This window comes from Pseudomonas sp. LB1P83 (genome assembly GCF_054897885.1).
Window position 1 is genome coordinate 4,349,669 of record NZ_CM142709.1, and the last position, 20,231, is coordinate 4,369,899.

Annotated in this window: 20 protein-coding genes; 3 read left to right on the forward strand and 17 right to left on the reverse strand. The window is 58.9% G+C overall.

Features of this window, described 5'->3' with window-relative positions:
• Positions 1-23: 23 nt before the first annotated feature.
• The 10 genes from ACYZTY_RS19890 to ACYZTY_RS19935 form a co-directional block, all read right to left on the reverse strand.
• The gene (locus ACYZTY_RS19890; RefSeq protein WP_461955142.1) at positions 24-2,117 is read right to left on the reverse strand and encodes an LTA synthase family protein; all 2,094 of its coding nucleotides are present in this window, start codon (positions 2,115-2,117) and stop codon (positions 24-26) included.
• Positions 2,118-2,386: 269 nt separating this feature from the next.
• The gene (locus ACYZTY_RS19895; RefSeq protein WP_461955143.1) at positions 2,387-2,992 is read right to left on the reverse strand and encodes an START domain-containing protein; all 606 of its coding nucleotides are present in this window, start codon (positions 2,990-2,992) and stop codon (positions 2,387-2,389) included.
• Between the two features lie 41 nt (positions 2,993-3,033).
• Positions 3,034-3,288, reverse strand: coding sequence for a YkgJ family cysteine cluster protein (locus ACYZTY_RS19900; protein ID WP_461955144.1), 255 nt, complete (start codon positions 3,286-3,288; stop codon positions 3,034-3,036).
• Between the two features lie 165 nt (positions 3,289-3,453).
• Positions 3,454-3,945, reverse strand: a complete 492-nt coding sequence (locus ACYZTY_RS19905) for a translation initiation factor 2 (protein WP_461955145.1) — start codon at positions 3,943-3,945, stop codon at positions 3,454-3,456.
• Positions 3,946-4,034: 89 nt separating this feature from the next.
• Positions 4,035-5,474, reverse strand: a complete 1,440-nt coding sequence (locus ACYZTY_RS19910; RefSeq protein WP_028620632.1) for an aminotransferase-like domain-containing protein — start codon at positions 5,472-5,474, stop codon at positions 4,035-4,037.
• A 319-nt stretch (positions 5,475-5,793) separates the two neighbouring features.
• Entirely contained in the window at positions 5,794-6,606 is an 813-nt protein-coding gene (locus ACYZTY_RS19915; protein ID WP_461955146.1) for an OmpA family protein, read from the reverse strand.
• Positions 6,603-6,959, reverse strand: coding sequence for a DUF4398 domain-containing protein (locus ACYZTY_RS19920; RefSeq protein ID WP_461955147.1), 357 nt, complete (start codon positions 6,957-6,959; stop codon positions 6,603-6,605). The genes ACYZTY_RS19915 and ACYZTY_RS19920 overlap by 4 nt, the downstream gene beginning before the upstream one ends.
• Positions 6,960-6,968: 9 nt before the next feature.
• The gene (locus ACYZTY_RS19925) at positions 6,969-7,805 is read right to left on the reverse strand and encodes a substrate-binding periplasmic protein (RefSeq protein WP_461955148.1); all 837 of its coding nucleotides are present in this window, start codon (positions 7,803-7,805) and stop codon (positions 6,969-6,971) included.
• A gap of 80 nt (positions 7,806-7,885) precedes the next feature.
• The gene (locus tag ACYZTY_RS19930; RefSeq protein WP_461955149.1) at positions 7,886-8,815 is read right to left on the reverse strand and encodes an electron transfer flavoprotein subunit alpha/FixB family protein; all 930 of its coding nucleotides are present in this window, start codon (positions 8,813-8,815) and stop codon (positions 7,886-7,888) included.
• A 2-nt stretch (positions 8,816-8,817) separates the two neighbouring features.
• Positions 8,818-9,567 (reverse strand): electron transfer flavoprotein subunit beta/FixA family protein, encoded by a 750-nt coding sequence (locus ACYZTY_RS19935; RefSeq protein ID WP_064676439.1) that lies wholly within the window; start codon positions 9,565-9,567, stop codon positions 8,818-8,820.
• A 547-nt stretch (positions 9,568-10,114) separates the two neighbouring features.
• On the opposite strand from ACYZTY_RS19935, the gene ACYZTY_RS19940 reads away from it, so the two are divergent.
• A complete protein-coding gene (locus tag ACYZTY_RS19940) occupies positions 10,115-11,779 on the forward strand; it encodes an electron transfer flavoprotein-ubiquinone oxidoreductase (protein WP_461955150.1) in 1,665 nt (554 codons plus the stop codon).
• Positions 11,780-11,964: 185 nt separating this feature from the next.
• On the opposite strand, the gene ACYZTY_RS19945 is transcribed toward ACYZTY_RS19940, so the two are convergent.
• On the reverse strand, positions 11,965-12,858 hold the full coding sequence (locus ACYZTY_RS19945; protein WP_461955151.1) for an AraC family transcriptional regulator: 894 nt from the start codon (positions 12,856-12,858) through the stop codon (positions 11,965-11,967).
• A 180-nt stretch (positions 12,859-13,038) separates the two neighbouring features.
• Here ACYZTY_RS19945 and ACYZTY_RS19950 point away from each other — a divergent pair, with 180 nt between their 5' ends.
• On the forward strand, positions 13,039-14,091 hold the full coding sequence (locus tag ACYZTY_RS19950) for an NAD(P)-dependent alcohol dehydrogenase (RefSeq protein ID WP_461955152.1): 1,053 nt from the start codon (positions 13,039-13,041) through the stop codon (positions 14,089-14,091).
• Here ACYZTY_RS19950 and ACYZTY_RS19955 read toward each other — a convergent pair.
• The 5 genes from ACYZTY_RS19955 to ACYZTY_RS19975 all read right to left on the reverse strand — a co-directional run bounded on the left by ACYZTY_RS19955 (position 14,088) and on the right by ACYZTY_RS19975 (position 19,270).
• Positions 14,088-14,891 carry an IclR family transcriptional regulator gene (locus tag ACYZTY_RS19955; protein WP_461955153.1) on the reverse strand — a complete coding sequence of 268 codons (804 nt, stop codon included), beginning with the start codon at positions 14,889-14,891 and terminating at the stop codon, positions 14,088-14,090. The genes ACYZTY_RS19950 and ACYZTY_RS19955 overlap by 4 nt on opposite strands.
• Before the next feature lie 60 nt (positions 14,892-14,951).
• Positions 14,952-16,262 carry an MFS transporter gene (locus ACYZTY_RS19960; RefSeq protein WP_131061328.1) on the reverse strand — a complete coding sequence of 437 codons (1,311 nt, stop codon included), beginning with the start codon at positions 16,260-16,262 and terminating at the stop codon, positions 14,952-14,954.
• A gap of 164 nt (positions 16,263-16,426) precedes the next feature.
• Complete coding sequence (gene dgoD, locus ACYZTY_RS19965; protein WP_008152275.1) at positions 16,427-17,575, reverse strand: galactonate dehydratase; 1,149 nt, start codon at positions 17,573-17,575, stop codon at positions 16,427-16,429.
• A 62-nt stretch (positions 17,576-17,637) separates the two neighbouring features.
• A complete protein-coding gene (locus ACYZTY_RS19970) occupies positions 17,638-18,258 on the reverse strand; it encodes a 2-dehydro-3-deoxy-6-phosphogalactonate aldolase (RefSeq protein WP_461955154.1) in 621 nt (206 codons plus the stop codon).
• A 19-nt stretch (positions 18,259-18,277) separates the two neighbouring features.
• Entirely contained in the window at positions 18,278-19,270 is a 993-nt protein-coding gene (locus ACYZTY_RS19975; protein WP_461955155.1) for a 2-dehydro-3-deoxygalactonokinase, read from the reverse strand.
• A gap of 180 nt (positions 19,271-19,450) precedes the next feature.
• Here ACYZTY_RS19975 and ACYZTY_RS19980 point away from each other — a divergent pair, with 180 nt between their 5' ends.
• On the forward strand, positions 19,451-19,600 hold the full coding sequence (locus ACYZTY_RS19980; RefSeq protein WP_461955156.1) for a hypothetical protein: 150 nt from the start codon (positions 19,451-19,453) through the stop codon (positions 19,598-19,600).
• 135 nt (positions 19,601-19,735) lie between these two features.
• Here ACYZTY_RS19980 and ACYZTY_RS19985 read toward each other — a convergent pair whose 3' ends face one another.
• On the reverse strand, positions 19,736-20,230 hold the full coding sequence (locus ACYZTY_RS19985; protein ID WP_461955157.1) for a hypothetical protein: 495 nt from the start codon (positions 20,228-20,230) through the stop codon (positions 19,736-19,738).
• Position 20,231 lies beyond the last annotated feature (1 nt).

Here is a 20,231-nt window from a genome sequence, read left to right on the forward strand (position 1 = left end):
CTCTTTTTTATTGCGCCGAAATCTTAGTCCGGCTTGCCGTCAACCACACCGGCGGTGTTGTCGATCAGGCTCTTGGTGGCCGTCTGGATGAACGACTCAAGCTTTTGCTTCAGTGCCGCTTCGTCAGCCGACGCCGGAATCACTTCACCTTTCGAATTGGCGCCCAGTTCGTACTGATACAGCTTGGGCGGCATTTCCTTAGGCAGCACCAACACACGATCCGCGGTCAGCAGCGCTACGGTTTGATCACTGCCCGAAGGCTTGATCACGCCAAAGCCCTTGTCGCCTTCCGGCAGGTTCAGCAAGTCACGACCCCAGCACTGGTGAAGCACGTCGCCGCCGATGCGACCCATGATGGTCGGCACGATGTCGATCTGAGTGCCCACGGTGTGGTCAACCTGGCCGAATTTGTCCTGCACGCTCGGCCCGATCAGCAGCATCGGGACGTTGAACCGGCCCAGGTCCATTTCGGTGATCTGCTGCTCGTTGCCAAAACCATGGTCGCCGACCACCACGAACAGGGTTTCCTTGAAGTACGGCTCTTTGCGCGCCTTCTCGAAGAACTGACCCAGCGCCCAGTCGGAGTAACGCATGGCGGTCAAATGTTCGTTGAGGCTGCCACGGTCGGTCACGCGCTCGACCGGCAACGGCGTCGGCAAGGCGTACGGCGTGTGGTTGGACAGGGTTTGCAGCAAGGCATAGAACGGTTTTTTGTCCTTGCCATCGCGGGCTTTCAACTCTTCCAGACCGCGGTTGAACATGTCCTGGTCGGACACGCCCCAGGTCGGGTCGGAGAACACCGGGTTAACGAAGTCGTTACGACCGATGAAGTTGGTCATGCCCTGGTTGCTGAAGAAACCCGACTGGTTGTCCCAGGCGAAGTCGCCGTTGTAGACGTACACATCGTCGTAGTCACGGGCGCTGAGCAACTGCGGCAGGCCGGACAGTTTGTGGCTGCCTTCCGGGGTCTGCATCAGGTATTCGAAACCTGGCAGGTTCGGGAAGCAGGCCATGGTGGCAAACATGCCCTGGTGAGTGTGGGTGCCGTTGGAGAAGAAACGGTCGAACAGCAGACCTTCTTTCGACAGCTTGTCGAAGTACGGTGTGACGTTACCCGGACGACCCAGCGCGCCCACCGAATGACCGGCGAAGCTTTCCATCAGGATCACAACCACGTTCTTGATCGGCAGGGTCTTGTCAGCGGCCGGGGAGTAGTTACGACGCACGGCCGCGGTTTCGCCATCCACCAGTTTGTCGCTTGGGGTCAGCAACATATCGCGGACGATCTGCTGGGCCAGTGGCTGTTCTACTGTGGCTTTCCAGATGTTGTCGCGTTCTTCGGACATCCGGCTCTTGGCCGCCGCGATCAGCGAGAGCGTGCCGTTGAGGCCCAACTGGTTGGCGAAGTTCGAGTCGGTGGTGTAGACGTCACCCCAACGCATCGGCGGGCCCTGACGCAGGGTGCCACGAGCAGCGACCACGCAGACCAGCAGGCAAACCACGAATACGACGCCTCGTGCATACCACGGTGCGACCTGGCGCGTGCCGATGCTGCCGCCGCTGAACGGACCGCGTGGACGGGTCGCACGGTCGGCGCCCTTGAATGCGAGGGTCAGGATCAACGTGCCGAACGCCCAGGCCAGCAGGTAGCGAACCACGGGAAAACCATACCAGAGCATGCTCATCACGGTTTTCGGGTCTTCCTTCACGTACTGGAAGACCAGGCCGTTGAGGCGCTGGTGAAACTCGCGGTAGAAATCCATCTCCATCAGGCCGAGGAACAGCGCGATGCTCGAGGCAATGGTCAGCCAGAAGCGGAAGAACCCGCGAGCGGCCATGGCCCGGGCGCTGAACAACGCCAGAATCAACGGAATGCTGAGGTAGACCACCAGGCGCAGGTCGAAACGCAGGCCATTGGCGAACGCCTCAAAAAAGGTCGAGGCCGGTGTGTCGAGGATCATCTCGCGGTTGTAGACCAGCAGCGCGACGCGCAGCAGGCTGAACATGACCATCATGACCAAGGCGCACAACAGCGTGTAGGCCAGATGCGATTTGACGGTCGGTTGCAGCAGGCGACTAGAAGCTCGCTGCTGATTCAGGGCGTCCGGGATTGCCATGTCGTTTTAGGACCCATTGGAAGTTGAAGTTTCAAAAGTGAAGCGGCGCCCTGCCCTCTGTTGGCCAGTTCTCGGCCCCGGGGCTTGCGCGGTGCGCAAATGTTGCACGATCACCCGCTGCATTGCCATTGATTAGTGCCCGCAATGCTGACGCGGACGAATTGTCTTGGAGGCATTGTGAAAATTTCGTGCAACGTATATCCGGAAACAAAATAATCTCAAAAACAAACGCCCCGAAAGGTCGGGGCGTTTCATGAAACAGCGCGCGGTTACTTCTCGGCGCGTTCTTTCAGGGCTTTGAGCGTGTTGAATGGCGCATCGACCACGAATTTGTTGGCGACCATCGATGGGATGCTGCCGCCTGGCTCGGTGTGCACCTGGTAGGTCACTTCGATCTGGTCACCCTTGGGGACGAACTTCCAGAAACCGTCGACCTTGGTGACCCGCACGAAACCCTTTTCCTCAGGAATGTACTTCGGCACGCCTTCAAGCTTGCGAGTCAGGCTGCCATCGGCGCCTTCGGTGGTGGTGATATGCAACACCGAATCACGCGGTGTCACCGGCCACGGGGTATTGAATTGGGTGTAGGTCCAGCTCTGATCGCCTTCGTGCTTGAGCAATTTCTGCGTTTTGCACTCGTGAATCCAGGAGCAGGCGCCTGACACGTCCTCCTGCAGCGCGCGCAATTTGGCCATGGTGGTCTTCATCAGGGTAACGCCCTGGTAGGCCTTGTAATCGGAACCGGCCACTTCGCTCAGGGACACCTTGATGCCGTCTTCATTCTTGGCAACTTTCCAGTCCTCGGCCTGGGCGGCCGTGGCGGCCAGCACGACCGTCAAACCACACAGCACAGCCATACGATGCAGCGAACCCATAATGTTATTCCTTATTGTTGAAGTTCCGTTCGTAGAACACATCACGCAGCCGTCATTTGCTCCCACCAACCCAACAGCTTGATCGCTTCGTCACCGCTGCTTCCGCAGACTTCGACGTCGGCCTCAAACGCCGAGCACACGGCAGGACGTTTCGAATCGCCGAAAATGCTGCACAGGTTATCGACAGACAGTTGGACGCAACGTTCTCCAGCGGCTTTGCCATTGGGCATGCCGGGAATCGGTGAACTGATGGAAGGGGCAATGCAACAGGCGCCACAGCCTTCACGGCATTTCATGACGACAAGCTCCTCGCGACGGGCGATGTGTTAATGGACGAGGCACAGAGTAACCGCTAAAACGGTTGTTTAAAATTACCTGCACCGGGGTTTTTTCGCTCAGACGGACGTGACTGACCAGTCTCCGACAAAGTGTCTGGCCAGCAGGTCACAGATGGGAAGGAATTACCGCTTGAACTCGAATTCCAGCGCCGCGCCTTCGACTTCACGGCGCTCTTCGTTTCGCAGTTGCAACTGCATTTCGTTGCTGATCAGCCTTCCGTTGAGCTGAAACGGCGCGCTCTTGTCACCGAACATTTGTGGCAACACAGCGTCGCGCCGTGGCAATGGGACCGTACCGATCGGTTTTAGCTCCTCCGCCATGTCTTGGGGCAGGCTCAAATCCAGGTCGACCGAAGGAAGCTTGGTTTTCACGACCTCACTGGCGGGTTGGGACTTGGAGGCAATCGGCGGTCGTTTTTTCACCACTGCTGCTTTCTTTTTGACCGGCGCGGCGTTCTTTTTGACCGCAGCGGCTTTCTTGACGGCCGCTGGTTTTTTCGAGGTTTCGCTGCTGGCTGCCGGTTTTTCCTGAGTCGAAGCCGCCATGACGCCTTGGGCATGAACGGTCATGAAGAGACAGATCGACAGGCAGACGGCAGGAAAAATCGGTTTCATGTTTCCAACGACGCTAACGGCAGAGGGCCATATGCTCGCCTGTTGTACGCAACATGACAAGCACGTGTACGAAACGACCAGCCGTTCTGTCAGAAACCGCCGGCCATCTCCTGGCAGAGCTGCGTGGCCAACATCCCCAACGTCATCAATGCGCGCTCGGCTTCACGGTTCCAGGGCGTGCCGCAGTTCAGGCGGATGCAGTGATTGAACTGCTCGGTGTTACTGAAAATCAGCCCCGGCGCGATGCTGATGCCCTGCTGCAACGCACGTACGTGCAGTTCCTGAGTGTTGACCCGCCCCGGCAAACTGACCCACAGAATGAAGCCGCCCGTGGGCCGGGTCATCTGCGTGCCTTCCGGGAAATACTGCTGCACAGCCAGCTGGAAGGCGCTGAGGTTCTTGCGGTATTCCTGACGGATGTAACGCAGGTGACGGTCGTAACCGCCATTCTCCAGGTAGGCGGCGATGCCCATTTGCGTGACGCTGCACGCCGAATGCGTGCTGAACGTCTGCAAACGCTGAATCTCTTGCTGGTATTTGCCGGCGATCATCCAGCCAATCCGCACGCCCGGTGACAGGGTTTTGGAGAAGCTCGAGCAATAGATCACCCGATCCAGCCGGTCGTAGGCTTTAAGCGATTTGGTCCGGCCTTGTTCGAACATCAACTCGCCGTAGATATCGTCCTCAACGATCTGGATATCGAAATCCGAGGCCAGGCGCAGCAGTTGTTTCTGCCGCTCTTCGGGCATGGTGCCGCCCAGTGGATTACTCAGACGAGTGGTCAGTACCAGTGCCTTGATCGACCATTGGTTGGCCGCCAATTGCAGGGCTTCGAGGCTCATGCCGGTCGCCGGGTCGCTGGGGATCTCGATGACTTTGAGGCCCAGCAGGTCGGCCAACTGCAGCAAACCATAATAAGTCGGCGACTCGGCGGCGATCAGGTCGCCCGGCCGAGTCAGCACGCGAAGCGACATCTGCAACGCATCGACGCAGCCGTGGGTGATCACCACTTCGGACGGATCGACCACCACGCCGGCATCACGCATGCGAATCGCCACTTGTCGGCGCAACGGCTCAAAACCGGGGCTGAACATGTAGCTGAAGGCACGGGGGCTATGGAACCGGGTGACTTTGGCCAATTGCTGATGCAAGGCGCGGACCGGCAGATAGTCGACGCTCGGCACCGCTGCGCCCAAGGGGAAAACGCCCTCGCGACGGGATTCGACCAGCACTTGCTGAATGATGCTGCTGCGAGTGACCAGACCGGGCCGCTCGACCCGGGCGATGTCCGGCGTTGGCGCCGTCAGGGCCGGGGTCTGGTGCACGTAGTAACCCGACTGCGGCCGGGCACGGATCAGCCCTTGATCCTCAAGATTGGCATAGGCCTGCAAAACGGTCGCGTGGCTGACGTTGAGCTGCGAGCTCATCTTGCGCACCGAAGGCACGCGTTCCCCCGGTTGATAGACACCACGTCGGATGTCTTCGGCCAGTTGCTGAGCAATACGTTGGTAGAGCAAGAGATTGGTCATGACGCAGCACTCGATTTCACGGGCATTTTATTCTTGTGTGAAACAATACCGGAACAGTTTAGAAGTGTACTGGGACAGTTGCCACAATAGTCGACCGTACAGTGCAGTGTCAGCAAAAACTGTACTGTTTTGAGAGGCAATTGGCAGGCGCAAAAAAACCCGGCGCTGACGGGCAGGCCGGGTTGTAGCAGCTGTCGAGTGAAACGAGGCTGCGATATTACAGTTCCACCTGAGTTCAGAGCGAAAGAAAATCGCAGCCTCGTTTCACTCGACAGCTGCTACAGGAGCTCTGGCGCCAGCAATTATCGTAGCGCGACCCTTAGCGGGCGGCGCCGAGCTGGCCTTTTTCGTCGGAGAACACAATTTCCACCCGACGGTTCTGTGCGCGACCACGCTCGGAAGCGTTCACGTCCACCGGGTATTCATCGCCGTAACCTTCGACTTTGATACGTTTGTCGTCGATACCCAGATCGATCAGCACGTCTGCCACCGATTGCGCACGGTCACGGGACAGTTTGAGGTTGTCCTGCTTGCCGCCCGTGCTGTCGGTGTAGCCCTCGATGCGGACGACGCGCTTGGGATTGAGCTGCAGGAACTGCACAATTTTCAGCACCACGCGGTTCGCCGAATTCTTCAGCTCCGCCTCGCCGGTGTCGAACAACACATCGCCCAGAGTCATCACCAGACCACGGTCGGTCTGCGTAGTTGCCAGTGCAACGATCTGTTCTTCGAGCCACTTGCCCTGCTGCTGCACGCTGAGCAACTTGGACTCGCGCAGGGCCAGTTGCAGGCGCTGACGTTCCAGTTCGAGCTTCGCCGCACGCTCTTCGTTGAGTACCTGATTAGTGTGCTCACGGGCGATTTCGCTGTAGCGCTTGCTCAGGTAGGCGTAATGCACCACATCCGAGCCGCTGCCCCAATAGCTGGAAAGACGATCGGCGCGGGCCAGGGATTCACCGGCACGGATCACGTCCTTGGGCGCGATTCGTAGCACATTGGAGTCTTCCTTGACCTTCTGGAAGTCCGTTCCGGCCTGTTGCAGCACGGCCTCGCTGTGTTGGCCGGCGCAGCCGTAAAGGCTCGCGCAACCTGCCAGGATCAAACCGCCGAGTGCTTTGGACTTGAGGCTCATTGGGCATCTCCCAGTTGCTTGCGCAGGCGAGTGATGCGGGTATTGAGCACGTTCAGCTGCTCCTCACTCTTGAGGGTCAGGACCTTGGCTTCAGCCAGGCGCGCGTCCAGTTCGGCTTGTTCGGCACGCATGCGCGCATGCCTGTAGGACTGATCCGCCATGTCGCCCTGGGCACGGGAAAACTTGTCTTCGGCCAGTTTCATTTCCGGCACATCGTCGGCGGTGGCGCCCACGGCTTTGGCTTGCACGAGTGCCTGTTCGGTCAGGCGTATTTGTTCATTCGGCGCCGGATCGGCTGCACAACCCGCCAGAGCCAGAACGGCCAGGGCAGCGAAAAGAGGTCGAATACTCACTAAAAATCCCTACTGTTTTGGGGTACTGACGGGTTGCTGTTGCCGTTGAGAGAGTTGAACCTTCCAGCGCTCTATATTGCGCAACAGCACGGTTTCCGTCAGTCCGGACGCGGGCAATTCTGTCATCTTTTTGGCCAGCTGTCCGCGCAACCACGGATCGTTGCAAGCGGAGTTATGGGAAACCGCGAGAAACAGGCCGGGTTTATCGACCGGTTGGGGGCGAGCGATCAGGTCGTTGGCCATGCTCAGGGTTTGCGCGGCTGCCATGCCCGAGTAGCGTCCCGCGAGGACAAATTCCACCTCACCCAACAGCAACTTCTGAAAGGCCTGAGTCAGGTTCGGCGTACGCATGAGGGTCAATTGCTGCTCTGCGAAGGTGCCAAATGCCTGGGTCATTCGAGACTTTTCCGACACGGCGCCTGGATGGCCGTGAAGGTCTTGCGCTTCGTTGTAGACCAATGCCGAGTCTTTTCGAGTCCAGACCAGATAGTCGTTTTCCAGCAGCGGCGGATGGATGTAATCCAGAGTGTCCAGCTCGCTGACTGTCAACGGCGCATCGGCCAGCATGTCCATGCGTCCGCTGCGCACTTCGTCCAGGGCCTGGGAGCGCTTGCCGGCGTAAAGCAATTCGACCTTGATGCCCAACTCCCCTGCCACATGTTGCAACAGGTCAGCACTGGCACCGATCAACTGCTTGGGGTTTTGCGGGTCTTGCCACAAGTACGGCGGCGCGTCCGGACTGCCGGTCACCACCAGGCGTTCGCACTTGCCGGCGGCCACGGCCAGCGCCGGCAGCACCGTCAGCCCCAGCAGTAATGACCAGCCACACACGCGGCGCAGATCCATGGCGACACTCTCCCACTCAAATCCGGAACAAAAAAAAGCCCGACCAAAAGGTCGGGCTCTTTATAAGTCAAGCGACTGGATTAGACCAGCTTCTCGAACTCGGGGATTGCCTCGAACAGGTCTGCCACCAGGCCGTAATCGGCCACCTGGAAGATCGGCGCTTCTTCGTCCTTGTTGATCGCAACGATCACTTTGGAGTCTTTCATGCCGGCCAGGTGCTGGATTGCGCCGGAAATACCGACGGCGATGTACAGCTGTGGAGCAACGATCTTGCCGGTCTGACCGACCTGCATGTCGTTGGGTACAAAACCTGCGTCGACCGCGGCGCGGGAAGCACCAACGGCAGCGCCCAGCTTGTCGGCCAAGGCGTACAGGTGTTTGAAGTTGTCGCCGTTCTGCATGCCGCGACCGCCGGAAACGACGATTTTGGCAGCGGTCAGTTCCGGACGATCGGACTTGGCCAGTTCTTCGCCAACGAAGCTCGAAGTGCCTGCGTCATGAGCAGCAGCAACCGCTTCAACAGCGGCCGAACCACCTTCGGCAGCAACCGGGTCGAAACCGGTGGCACGCACGGTGATCACTTTGACCGCCGCGTTCGATTGAACGGTAGCGATCGCGTTACCGGCGTAGATCGGGCGCTTGAAAGTGTCAGCGCTTTCAACCGAGATGATCTCGGAGATCTGGTCAACGTCCAGCTGAGCGGCAACGCGCGGCAGGATGTTTTTGCCGTTGGAAGTCGCGGCAGCCAGGATGTGGCTGTAGCCCTTGCCCAACTCTGCAACCAGTGGCGCTACGTTTTCCGGCAGTTGGTGAGCGTAGGCGGCGTTGTCGGCCACCAGCACTTTCGCCACGCCAGCGATTTTCGCAGCGGCTTCAGCCACAGCGCCAACGTTCTGGCCAGCGACCAGTACGTGGATGTCACCGCCGATTTTCGCAGCGGCAGCCACGGTGTTCAGGGTGGCCGGAGCCACTACCTTGTTGTCGTGTTCAGCGATTACCAAGATAGTCATGATTAGATTACCTTCGCTTCGTTTTTCAGTTTCTCGACCAGTTCAGCCACCGACTTGACCTTGATACCCGCGCTGCGTGCAGCAGGCGCTTCGACTTTCACGGTCTTGTTGGTGGAGGCGGTGGAAACGCCCAAAGCATCCGGAGTCAGCACTTCGAGAGGCTTCTTCTTGGCTTTCATGATGTTTGGCAGGGACGCGTAGCGCGGCTCGTTCAAACGCAGGTCGGTGGTGACGATGGCCGGCAGTTTCAGGGAAACCGTCTGCGCGCCGCCGTCGACTTCGCGAGTCACGGCAACGCTGTCGCCGCTGATTTCGACTTTCGAAGCGAAAGTGCCCTGACCGTAACCGCTCAATGCAGCGAGCATCTGGCCAGTCTGGTTGTTGTCGCTGTCGATGGCTTGTTTGCCAAGGATCACCAGCTGAGGCTGTTCCTTGTCGACAACAGCTTTCAACAGCTTGGCAACGGCCAGCGACGTCAGGTCTTCGGCGGATTCGACGAGGATGGCGCGGTCAGCACCCAGAGCCAGCGCGGTGCGCAGTTGCTCTTGAGCGGTGGTCGGGCCGATGGAGACGACGACGATTTCAGTCGCAACGCCTTTCTCTTTCAGGCGTACGGCTTCTTCCACTGCGATTTCGCAGAACGGGTTCATCGACATCTTGACGTTGGCGAGGTCGACGCCGGAATTGTCCGCCTTGACGCGAACCTTGACGTTGTAATCCACAACGCGTTTGACAGCTACAAGAACCTTCATGGATTCCTCGTTACTCTCCGGTGAAAAGAAAGTCGCCTAGGCGAACCTGGCGGTTTGATGCTCATCGGCGCAAGGGCACCTCTAAAAACGCTGGCAGGTGTATCGGGTGAACCTTGCTCACGAGGCGAATGACCGTTCGTCAGTGATGACCGACGAGTCATTCATTATCGCGGCGTGTAAACTGCGCGCCAAACCTGCGCAGCCAATCACCTTGTACTGCCATCGCCCTGTCTTTAGAGGTGCTCTTGAAACCTACAGTCAGCCTACGGCGAGCGCAAAACCGACCGTATCTTGACCGGAACGCCTATTCCGGTCAATACGGCAAAATAGCCGTTCATAAGCCGCGTGACTTTGATTTCTCTGGCTTTGAGCCAATTCAAACAAACGTTTGTATTGGACGCTAGGAGTGGTGTAGATATAATGCGCCACCCAGAGAGAAAGGTGGTCTATCGATTGTCCTGTTCCGCGCATTGCGAAGGAATTCATGGATGCGACACCAAACCTCCAATTAGAAAAAAACTGTTGAGCCTTGAGTAGGAGATAACCTGTGGAACGCGAATACATGGAATTCGACGTGGTCATCGTCGGTGCCGGCCCCGCGGGTCTTTCCGCCGCCTGCCGCTTGAAGCAGAAGGCCGCTGAAGCCGGTAAGGAAATCAGCGTCTGCGTGGTCGAAAAAGGCTCCGAAGTCGGCGCACATATTCTGTCCGGCGCGATCTTCGAACCCCGCGCCCTGAACGAATTGTTCCCGGACTGGAAAGAACTTGGCGCCCCGCTGAACACGCCGGTTACCCGCGATGACATTTTCGTCCTCAAGAACGCCGACAGCGCGCAAAAAATTCCCGACTTCTTTGTGCCCAAGACCATGCACAACGACGGCAACTACATCATCTCCTTGGGCAACCTGTGCCGCTGGCTGGCTCAGCAGGCCGAAAACCTGGGCGTAGAAATCTACCCGGGCTTCGCCGCTCAGGAAGCGCTGTTCGACGAGAACGGCGTGGTTCGCGGGATCATCACCGGCGATCTGGGCGTTGACCGCGAAGGTCACCCGAAAGAAGGCCTGTACACCCCGGGCATGGAACTGCGCGGCAAGTACACGCTGTTCGCTGAAGGTTGCCGCGGCCACATCGGCAAGCAACTGATCAAGCGCTTCAACCTCGACAGCGAAGCCGACGCCCAGCACTACGGCATTGGCCTGAAAGAAATCTGGGAAATCGACCCGGCCAAGCACCAACCAGGCCTGGTCGTCCACACCGCTGGCTGGCCGATGGACATCATGGGCACCGAGAACACCGGCGGCTCATTCCTCTATCACCTGGAAAACAACCAGGTGGTCGTCGGTCTGATCGTCGATCTTTCCTACAGCAACACGTACCTGTCGCCGTTCGACGAGTTCCAGCGCCTCAAGCATCACCCGGTGCTCAAGCAGTACCTGGAAGGCGGCAAGCGCATCAGCTACGGTGCTCGCGCCATCTGCAAAGGCGGCCTGAACTCGCTGCCGAAAATGGTGTTCAAGGGCGGCGCGCTGATCGGTTGCGATCTCGGCACCCTGAACTTCGCCAAGATCAAAGGCAGCCACACCGCGATGAAGTCCGGCATGCTCGCCGCTGAATCCGTGGCCGAGGCGCTGTTCGCTGAAAAAGACGGCACCGAAGAGCTGACCACTTACGTCGACGCCTTCAAGAAGAGCTGGCTCTACGACGAACTGTTCGCCAGCCGCAACTTTGGCCCGGCGATCCACAAGTTCGGCGCCATCGTCGGCGGCGGTTTCAACTGGCTGGACCAGAACATCTTCGGCGGCAAGCTGCCGTTCACCTTGCACGACAACAAGCCGGACTACGCGTGCCTCAAGCTCGCGGCCGACTGCAAGAAGATCGACTACCCGAAACCGGACGGCAAGATCAGCTTCGACAAACTCAGCTCGGTCTTCATCTCCGGTACCAACCACGAAGAAGAACAGCCGTGCCACCTGAAGCTGACCGACCCAAGCATCCCGATCGCCAAGAACCTGCCGATGTACGATGAACCTGCCCAGCGTTATTGCCCGGCCGGCGTGTACGAAGTGGTGACCAAGGAAGACGGCGAGAAGCGCTTCCAGATCAACGCCCAAAACTGCGTTCACTGCAAGACCTGCGACATCAAGGACCCTGCACAGAACATCACCTGGGTGGCACCGGAAGGTGCTGGCGGCCCGACTTACCCGAACATGTAAGCCGAACGCCTGAACATCAAGGCTCCCGACATGGGGGCCTTTTTGTTGCCCGCAATTCAAGGTCCGGCATCATTCCCCTGTGGGAGCGAGCCTGCTCGCGATGGCAATTTATCATTCAACATTAATGCAAGCTGACCCACCGCAATCGCGAGCAGGCTCACTCCTACAAGGGTCCCATTGCCAAATCAGGCAGCGCGCTCGTCGCCCGGATTCCGCTCGAAGTAGCGCTTGTACTCGCGACTGAACTGCGACGTGCTCTGATACCCCACCCTATGCGCCACTTGCGCCACGCCCAACCCCTCGGCGACCAGCAACGTCTGCGCCTTGAGCAATCGCAGACGCTTCAAGTACTGCACCGGCGACAACAACGTGCTGCGCTTGAAATGCTCATGGAACGTTGACGCGCTCATGTTCGCGCAACTGGCCAACGTCTCGACGTTCAAGGGTTCGGTGTAATGCGCATGCAAATGGCTGAGCGATGCCGCAATCCGGGCGAACTGCCCCTGCTGTTCCACCAGCGCACGCAACACATCAGCTTGCGGCCCGCGCAAGGCGACAAATAACAACTCACGCAAACGTGCCGGCCCCATGATCTGGCATTCCAGCGGATCGTGCAGGCAACCCAACAGCCGCTCCACGCAACCGCGCATGTCATCGTCTAGCACTGCCGAGGTCATGGACTCCGGCGTTTGCGCAGGAATCGTGCGCCCCGGCAGCACCAGCCCCATGGCCAACACCAGCTCCCCGAGCAGCACTCGGTCGATGGCAATGGACACTCCGAGCATCGGCCCACCCGGCGCCGAAAACGTTTCGCACTCAAAAGGCACCGGCAATGCCTGGATCAGATAATGCCCGGCGCCGTACTCCAGCGTTCGCGGCCCCAGATACGCCAGTTTGCTGCCTTGGGCAATGATGACCAGGCTCGGTTCGTAGATCTGAGGACCACGGGCCACGTCGCAACTGGCTCGTAAAACCTGCACGCCCGGCAACGCCGTAGGGGCGAAACCATCGCGAGTGGTCAGCGGCTCAATCAGCGAAACCAGCGTGGCATTGGCATCGAGATGACGCGTTAACAACATGAGAAAAACTTCTGGGGAAATGGGATGAAAGCATCATCGCAGGTCTGATCGCCCATTTGATCAATCGAACGCTGTTACCGGAGGATTAGGCATGACACCCGGAGGAATCGCCATGGCCGGTGGCGGATACGGCGCCCAAAATGCGCCGCCTCACTTGTCACTGCTTCTGCGAGGTTCACCATGTACACCGCCATCGGATACGCCGCTCAATCGGCCACCACTCCCCTCGCCCCCGTGAAATTCGACCGCCGCAGCCCAAGGGCCGACGACGTTGCGATCGATATTCTCTACTGCGGCGTCTGCCATTCCGACATCCACCAGGCCCGCAACGAGTGGGGCATTGCCGTATATCCGCTGATGCCCGGCCACGAGATCGTAGGCAAAGTGACCGCCGTCGGTGCGAACGTTACCCGGCATAAAGTCGGCGACCTGGTCGGTGTCGGCTGCATGGTCGATTCCTGCCGCAGCTGTGAAGCCTGCCAGGCTAACCTCGAGCAATACTGCCTCGAAGGTCCGACCATGACGTACGCCACCCCGGACCGGGTCGATGGCAGCAACACCATGGGCGGCTACTCCGACAGCATCGTGGTCAGCGAGCACTTCGTCGTGCGCATCCCGGAAAAACTCGCCTTGGCCAGTGCCGCGCCAATTCTTTGCGCCGGCATCACCACCTATTCCCCGCTCAAGCATTACGGCGTGAAGGCCGGCGACAAGGTCGGGATTCTCGGCATGGGCGGCCTTGGCCACATGGGCATCAAGTTCGCCAAGGCGATGGGCGCCGAAGTCACGTTGTTCACCCGTTCGGCGAGCAAGGCTGAAGAAGGTCGTCGTCAGGGCGCGGACCACGTGATCGTATCCACCGATGCTGATCAGATGAAGGCGGCGGCAGGACATTTCGACTTCCTGCTGGACACCATTCCGGTGCAGCACGACCTCAATCCCTACCTCGATACGCTGCGTTTCGACGGCGTGCACATTCTCGTGGGCTTGATTGAACCGATTGATCCACCGGTCCACGCGGCCAAGTTGGTGCTGGGCCGCCGAGTACTCGCCGGCTCGCTGATCGGCGGCATTGCCGAAACCCAGGAAGTGCTGGATTTCTGCGCCGAGCACAACATCACCTGCGACATCGAAATGCTCGACATCCGCCAGATCAACGAGGCTTACGCCCGCATGATCGCGGGTGACGTGAAGTACCGCTTCGTCATCGATATGGCGACGCTTAAGGTTTAAACCTTAGCGCCGAGTTCTGCCGAGAGCCGGGCCGTGACCCCTTTAATCAGGGGAATCAGCTCGGCCATTTTTTCCAGCGGCATGTACGGCACCGTGCTGGCGATGCTGATGCCGGCAACGATGCGTTTGCTGGCATCGCGGATCGGCGCCGCGACACAACGGATCGACGGTTCGTTGTCTTCCAGGTCAAAGGCATAACCGCCCGCCACGTACTCAATCATGCGCTGTTGAAACTGCTCCCAGGACTGCTCCGGGTGCTGCGGCCAGAACAGATTTTTCCCACCGGCCGGCAGGCTGACTTCGTACAGCCGCTGCCATTCTTCCTGCGAGTCATCGAGCATCAGCGCCTTGCCGATCCCGGTGCGCGCCAACGGCATGCGATGGCCGACCCGCGAGCGCATTTCCGGGCCATTGCGCCCCGGATTCTTGTGCAGGTACAGCACCTCGTCGCCCTCACGAATCGCCAGATGAATGGTGTCGCCGGTCAACGCCGACAATTCATCCAGATACGGCCCGGCCAGGGTCACCAGCGGCAATTCTTCACGCGCCTGGAAACCCAGCTCGATCAGCTTCGGCCCCAGCAAGTAACCGACTTGCGGCACTACGCGCAGGTAACGCTCGTCCACCAGGCAACTGGCCAGACGATGGGTGGTGCTGCGCGTCGTGCCGATCAGCCGGGCGATTTCCTTGAGATCGCGGGCGCCACTGGCCACGGCCTGAACCACACCCAGGCCACGAAGCAGTGTCTGGGTGCCGGTCGGTGCGGCGTCCTTGGCGATTTTTGGGGCGTCTTCCTGCATATCCAGCCTTTACCGTTGAGCGAGTGAACGGGCGGCATTATGGTCGCCCGATGGCGGCTACTACAACTTGATACGCTCGACCTTGCCGACCAGCAAGATGTAGGAAAGCGCACCGATCAACGCCAGAACCGAGATGTAGGTGATCGCCGGGGCAAACGAATCACCGGTCGCCAGGAAACCGATGACGATCGGCGTGGTAATCGCCGACAGGTTGCCAATGAAGTTGAACACCCCGCCGGTCAATCCCAGCAACCGCGCCGGGGCCAGGGTTGATACCAGCGACCAGGTGATCGAAGCCAGCCCGTTTCCGAAGAAAGCCAATGCGAGGAAGGCAATCACCAGCGGTGTCGATTCAACGAAATTGGCGCCGATGATCGAGGTGGAAATCAGCAAGCCACCAATGATCGGCAATTTACGAGCGAAGCCCACCGTGTAGCCGCGACGGATCAGGAAATCGGAGAAGAACCCGGAACACAGCACACCAATAAACGCGGCGAGAAACGGCAGCGACGCCAACAGGCCAGACTTGATGAAGTCCATGCCGCGGTATTTCACCAGGTAGGTGGGGAACCACGTCAGGAAAAACCACAGCGTCGAATTGAGGCAGAACTGGCCGAGATAGATGCCCCACAACTTGCGTTTGGTCAGAACGATGCCGAGGTCGGTCCAGCTGAATTTCGCTTTCACTTTGGCTTGTTCGGCCTGGATATCCACCAGCCCCCCGCCTTCACGGATCAGCTCGATTTCGGCGTCGTTGGCGCCCTTGAAGTCCCGTGGCTCGCGATACACCGCGTACCAGATCACAGCCCAGAGAATGCCCACCGCACCGGTGCTGACAAACACCATGTGCCAGCCATATTGATGCTGCAGCCAGGCCAATACCGGCGTCAGGAACGCCAGACCGACGAATTGCCCGGAGGTATAGAAACCGATGGCCGTGGCGCGCTCGCGCTCCGGGAACCAGGTTGTGACCACCCGGCTGTTGATCGGATACGCCGGCGCTTCCAGGGCACCGACCGCCATGCGCAAGACGAACAGTGCGATGAAACTGGCGGCGAAGCCGAGCATGACGGTGGCGATCGACCATAGCAGCAGCGCGACGCTGTAGAGAATCCTTGGCGGAACACGATCCACCAGCCAGCCGCCGGGGATTTGCATGGCGGCGTAGGTCCAGCCGAACGCCGAGAAAATCAGTCCGACATGGATCGGGTCGATGCCCAGCTCGCTGGTCAGCGCCGGGGCGGCGATGGAGAGATTGCTGCGGTCGAGGTAGTTGATGACCACGGTGATGAACAGCAGCACCATGATGAAAAAACGCTTGCGGCTGGGCGCCACCAACGACGCCTGCCCGGTGAGGGTTTGCGGTTGCATGGGGAATGCCTCTTCTTATGTTTATTGAGGTCAAAGGTCGAACACAAAACTCTGTAGGAGCGAGGCTTGCCCGCGAAGGCTGCACCTCGGTCTGCCTTATTCTCAACGGCGTTGCCACTGACGCCTTCGCGGGCAAGCCTCGCTCCTACAAGGGCAGTGTCAAATCACCACTCGGCAAAACTGCCATCGGCATGGCGCCAGATCGGGTTGCGCCAGCGATGGCCTACAGCGGCGCGTTCGATCACGTATTCCTCGTTGATCTCGATGCCCAGGCCCGGGCCGTTGGGGATTTTCACGAAGCCTTTGTCGTAGTCGAACACCCGCGGATCTTTCACGTAATCGAGCAGATCATTGCTCTCGTTGTAATGGATGCCCAGGCTCTGCTCCTGGATGAACGCGTTGTAGCAAACCGCGTCCAGTTGCAGGCACGCCGCCAGGGCAATCGGACCCAACGGGCAATGCAGCGCCAGCGCGACGTCGTACGCTTCGGCCATGTTGGCGATCTTGCGGGTTTCGGTGATGCCACCGGCGTGGGACGCGTCCGGCTGGATGATGTCGACGTAACCTTCGCTCAGCACGCGTTTGAAATCCCAGCGCGAGAACAAGCGCTCGCCGAGGGCAATCGGGGTGCTGGTCAGCGGCGCCAGTTCCTTCAGCGCTTCGTAGTTTTCGCTGAGCACCGGCTCTTCGATGAACATCAGTTTGTACGGGTCGAGTTCCTTCATCAGCACCTTGGCCATGGGCTTGTGCACCCGGCCATGGAAGTCGACGCCAATGCCGACGTTCGGGCCCACCGCATCACGCACGGCGGCGACGTTGGCCAGGGCCAGGTCGACTTTCTCGAAGGAATCGAGGAATTGCAGCTCTTCGGTGCCGTTCATTTTCACCGCAGTGAAACCACGCTCCACCGCTTCTTTCGCCGCACGAGCGGTGTCCGCCGGGCGGTCGCCGCCGATCCATGAGTACACACGAATCTTGTCGCGCACCTGGCCGCCCAGCAGATCGCTGACCGACACACCCAAGGCTTTGCCCTTGATGTCCCACAACGCCTGATCGATACCGGCCAGCGCACTCATGTGGATCGCGCCGCCACGGTAGAAGCCGCCGCGGTAGAGCACGGTCCAGATGTCTTCGATGTTGCGTGGGTCTTTTCCGATCAGGTAGTCGGACAATTCTTCAACGGCCGCCGCGACGGTGTGCGCGCGGCCTTCGACCACGGGCTCGCCCCAACCGGTCACACCTTCGTCGGTTTCGACCTTGAGGAAGCACCAACGCGGCGGAACGATGAAGGTGGTGAGTTTGGTGATTTTCATCTTTTGCTCTCTTTTTATAAGTGCAGCTCTTATAGATGCAGCGCTCGCAGCGCCAAAAAGTCTTAGCGAAGGGCTTTCCAGGCAGCCACGTAGGTCTTGGCGTTCACCGCCACTTCCTCTGGAGTCATACCCGGTTTGAATAACCCGGAACCCAGTCCGAAACCTTTGACACCGGCGTCGATAAACACCTGCATGTTGTCCGGTGTGATCCCGCCGACCGGCGCCAGAATGGTTCCGGCCGGCAGCACCGCGAGCCAGGCCTTGACGACAGCCGGGCCCATTTGCTCGGCCGGGAACATCTTCAGCACGTCCGCGCCTTCGGCCAGTGCGGCAAAGGCTTCGGTCGGCGTCGCCACACCCGGCGACAGGTACAACCCCGCCGCCTTCGCCGCACGCAACACCTTGGCATCGCTGTGGGGCATGACGATCACCTGGCCGCCTGCCGCTTTCACTTGCTCGACCTGTTCCGGCGTCAGCACCGTGCCCGCACCGATCAGGCAATCGGCGGGCAAGGTACTGCGCAGGATGCGGATACTTTCGTACGGCTCAGGGGAATTGAGCGGCACTTCGATGACGCGAAATCCGGCGGCGTACAGGACTTCGCCGATGGCGGCCGCTTCCTGCGGGCGCAGGCCGCGCAGGATCGCGATCAGACCGTTTTGCGCCAGTGCTTGCTTGAGCATGTCAGACCTCCAGTCAGGTTTAACGGGGTGGGTGTGCGGCGATCAGTCCGGCGGCGACCGCCAACTGCCACAACCCGCGTTCGGTGGCTTGTTCGGCCAGGGTCACGCGGGCAAAACCGCAGGCATCGAGGGCCCGGCTGTAGCGGGCACAAAGTGCGGTGTTACCAATAAGGATGATCGACGGCAGATGAACGCTATTGCGTCGGCGTCGCTGAACATTTGCCAGCGCTGACAGCTCATGGCCGATCAGCAGGCCGGATAAATAATCTGGTTGGGCGGTCGCACCGAGCTCACCGGTCAGCCCCAGGCTGCGGGCGCTGAACAGCGTCGACAACGGACCGATCTCGCCCTCCGCCGACAGCGCCACTTGCACACCCCGATCAAACGCGTGGCCATCGAAGGACGTGCCCTTTTGCTGGGTGCGCCCCAGAATGCTGTGTTCGCTGAGCACGGCGAAGATCTCGCCGGTCATGAAGGTATCGAAATGCACGATGCAACCGGCGGCCACTTCCACCCATTTCGAATGACTGCCCGGCAGGCCGATCAAGAGATCACGGCCCTGATCGAACGGTAGACTTTGCAGGACGCCCAGCACTTGGGTTTCTTCGCCGCGCATTACGTTTGGCAAGCGTGAACGCTGAATCACACCCGGCACGATGTGCACATCGACACCGCGAAGACTGCGAATGGTTTGTAGGGAAGTTCCGAGATTGGCGACGTTTGCCGGCGTGTCGCAGTAAGCCGCTTCGCGCCAGCCCTGGGCGCTGCCGACCATGCCACAGGCAATCACCGGCAACTCCGACTGCGCGTCGAGCCAGTCACCGCACGCCTCATCGAAGGCCAGTTCAAAACCGTCGGCGCATTCCTGACCGTTGATGATTCGCGGCGTCCGGGGCAACTGCATGATTCCGGACGACAGCGAACGCTGTTCCAGCATCTGGCCACCCGCGGCGAGTTTGTAAGCACGTAATGAGGTCGTCCCCCAATCGAGCGCGATCAATTGCGCCAGCATCGCTTCACCTGTTCTGTTTATTGGCAGTGAGTGAGCTGGACTATAAACCCTGAAGCGCAGAAATCTCAATATATAAATATCACTCCCATATTATGGGATTTACAAGTGTGGCAGGATTTCCTCTGCCAACGCTTTAAAATGCCGGCCATCGGAACGGCACCCTGCCCTCAAGGAAGAAAAATGAAGATTGCTTTAAAGGCACTGCTGTTTTGCAGTGCACTCTGGTCCGCCGCCGCGTTCAGCGCATCGAAAGAACTGAAAGTAGGCGATACCTGGGCCTACAAAAACCGGCCGGGCGAGGATGGATCGACACTAACGATCGGCCTTTGATGAGGGTAAGGCCCGGGCTTTCAAGATTACCGTGCGGCAAACACTTGATGGGTTAATCAGTGGCAATTGGGAAGCCAGCAAATAATCAAGGCTACTTCTTCCCAGCAAGCAGCCTGTGCGTAGATATCCGCTTTACTATTTAGTAGACGCCTTCAACAAATCGGCTGTCGGCACGCGCATGTTGTTTGAAAAGTACGTTTTGTAAGGAGTCGTATGGACCCTGAACGTACAAATCATAAACTCACGCTTAGCAAGGACTTCATTCAATGCATGCCCAGTGAGAATAGTTTCCTTCCCGGGTATATCTTCAGCCTCACGAAAAATAATTCTTGAAACATAGTGATCACCTTCAGGAGCTTTCACAAACTCTACAGCCCCTCTTCCTGAGCGTTTTATGTAATGCCCGATAGAAAAATCAAAATCATCCTCCAAGGCACATACCAGCCCTTCGCCGATTCGGGACTTGAACAGCCCCAACAGATCAATATCGCTAGTAAACATAATCTTATAGGCATTCCCGCTCGGGGTAATTTCCACGCTTTCGTAGTTAAGCGTCGCAATGGGTCTATCGTGATTTGAAGAGCATGAAGAACACAAAGCGACAAGAATAAAAAATACAAAACCCCGCATG

Bases quoted from the DNA above. Each gene is read 5' to 3' on its own strand.
- ACYZTY_RS19945 (WP_461955151.1), bottom strand. From the start codon at position 12,858: ATGTTGTTAACGCGTCATCTCGATGCCAATGCCACGCTGGTTTCGCTG.
- ACYZTY_RS19910 (WP_028620632.1), bottom strand. From the start codon at position 5,474: ATGACCAATCTCTTGCTCTACCAACGTATTGCTCAGCAACTGGCCGAA.
- ACYZTY_RS19905 (WP_461955145.1), bottom strand. From the start codon at position 3,945: ATGAAACCGATTTTTCCTGCCGTCTGCCTGTCGATCTGTCTCTTCATG.
- ACYZTY_RS19900 (WP_461955144.1), bottom strand. From the start codon at position 3,288: ATGAAATGCCGTGAAGGCTGTGGCGCCTGTTGCATTGCCCCTTCCATC.
- ACYZTY_RS19980 (WP_461955156.1), top strand. From the start codon at position 19,451: ATGAAGATTGCTTTAAAGGCACTGCTGTTTTGCAGTGCACTCTGGTCC.
- ACYZTY_RS19895 (WP_461955143.1), bottom strand. From the start codon at position 2,992: ATGGGTTCGCTGCATCGTATGGCTGTGCTGTGTGGTTTGACGGTCGTG.
- ACYZTY_RS19930 (WP_461955149.1), bottom strand. From the start codon at position 8,815: ATGACTATCTTGGTAATCGCTGAACACGACAACAAGGTAGTGGCTCCG.
- ACYZTY_RS19915 (WP_461955146.1), bottom strand. From the start codon at position 6,606: ATGAGCCTCAAGTCCAAAGCACTCGGCGGTTTGATCCTGGCAGGTTGC.
- ACYZTY_RS19890 (WP_461955142.1), bottom strand. From the start codon at position 2,117: ATGGCAATCCCGGACGCCCTGAATCAGCAGCGAGCTTCTAGTCGCCTG.
- ACYZTY_RS19960 (WP_131061328.1), bottom strand. From the start codon at position 16,262: ATGCAACCGCAAACCCTCACCGGGCAGGCGTCGTTGGTGGCGCCCAGC.
- ACYZTY_RS19925 (WP_461955148.1), bottom strand. From the start codon at position 7,805: ATGGATCTGCGCCGCGTGTGTGGCTGGTCATTACTGCTGGGGCTGACG.
- dgoD (WP_008152275.1), bottom strand. From the start codon at position 17,575: ATGAAAATCACCAAACTCACCACCTTCATCGTTCCGCCGCGTTGGTGC.
- ACYZTY_RS19985 (WP_461955157.1), bottom strand. From the start codon at position 20,230: ATGCGGGGTTTTGTATTTTTTATTCTTGTCGCTTTGTGTTCTTCATGC.
- ACYZTY_RS19975 (WP_461955155.1), bottom strand. From the start codon at position 19,270: ATGCTGGCGCAATTGATCGCGCTCGATTGGGGGACGACCTCATTACGT.
- ACYZTY_RS19970 (WP_461955154.1), bottom strand. From the start codon at position 18,258: ATGCTCAAGCAAGCACTGGCGCAAAACGGTCTGATCGCGATCCTGCGC.
- ACYZTY_RS19955 (WP_461955153.1), bottom strand. From the start codon at position 14,891: ATGCAGGAAGACGCCCCAAAAATCGCCAAGGACGCCGCACCGACCGGC.
- ACYZTY_RS19935 (WP_064676439.1), bottom strand. From the start codon at position 9,567: ATGAAGGTTCTTGTAGCTGTCAAACGCGTTGTGGATTACAACGTCAAG.
- ACYZTY_RS19950 (WP_461955152.1), top strand. From the start codon at position 13,039: ATGTACACCGCCATCGGATACGCCGCTCAATCGGCCACCACTCCCCTC.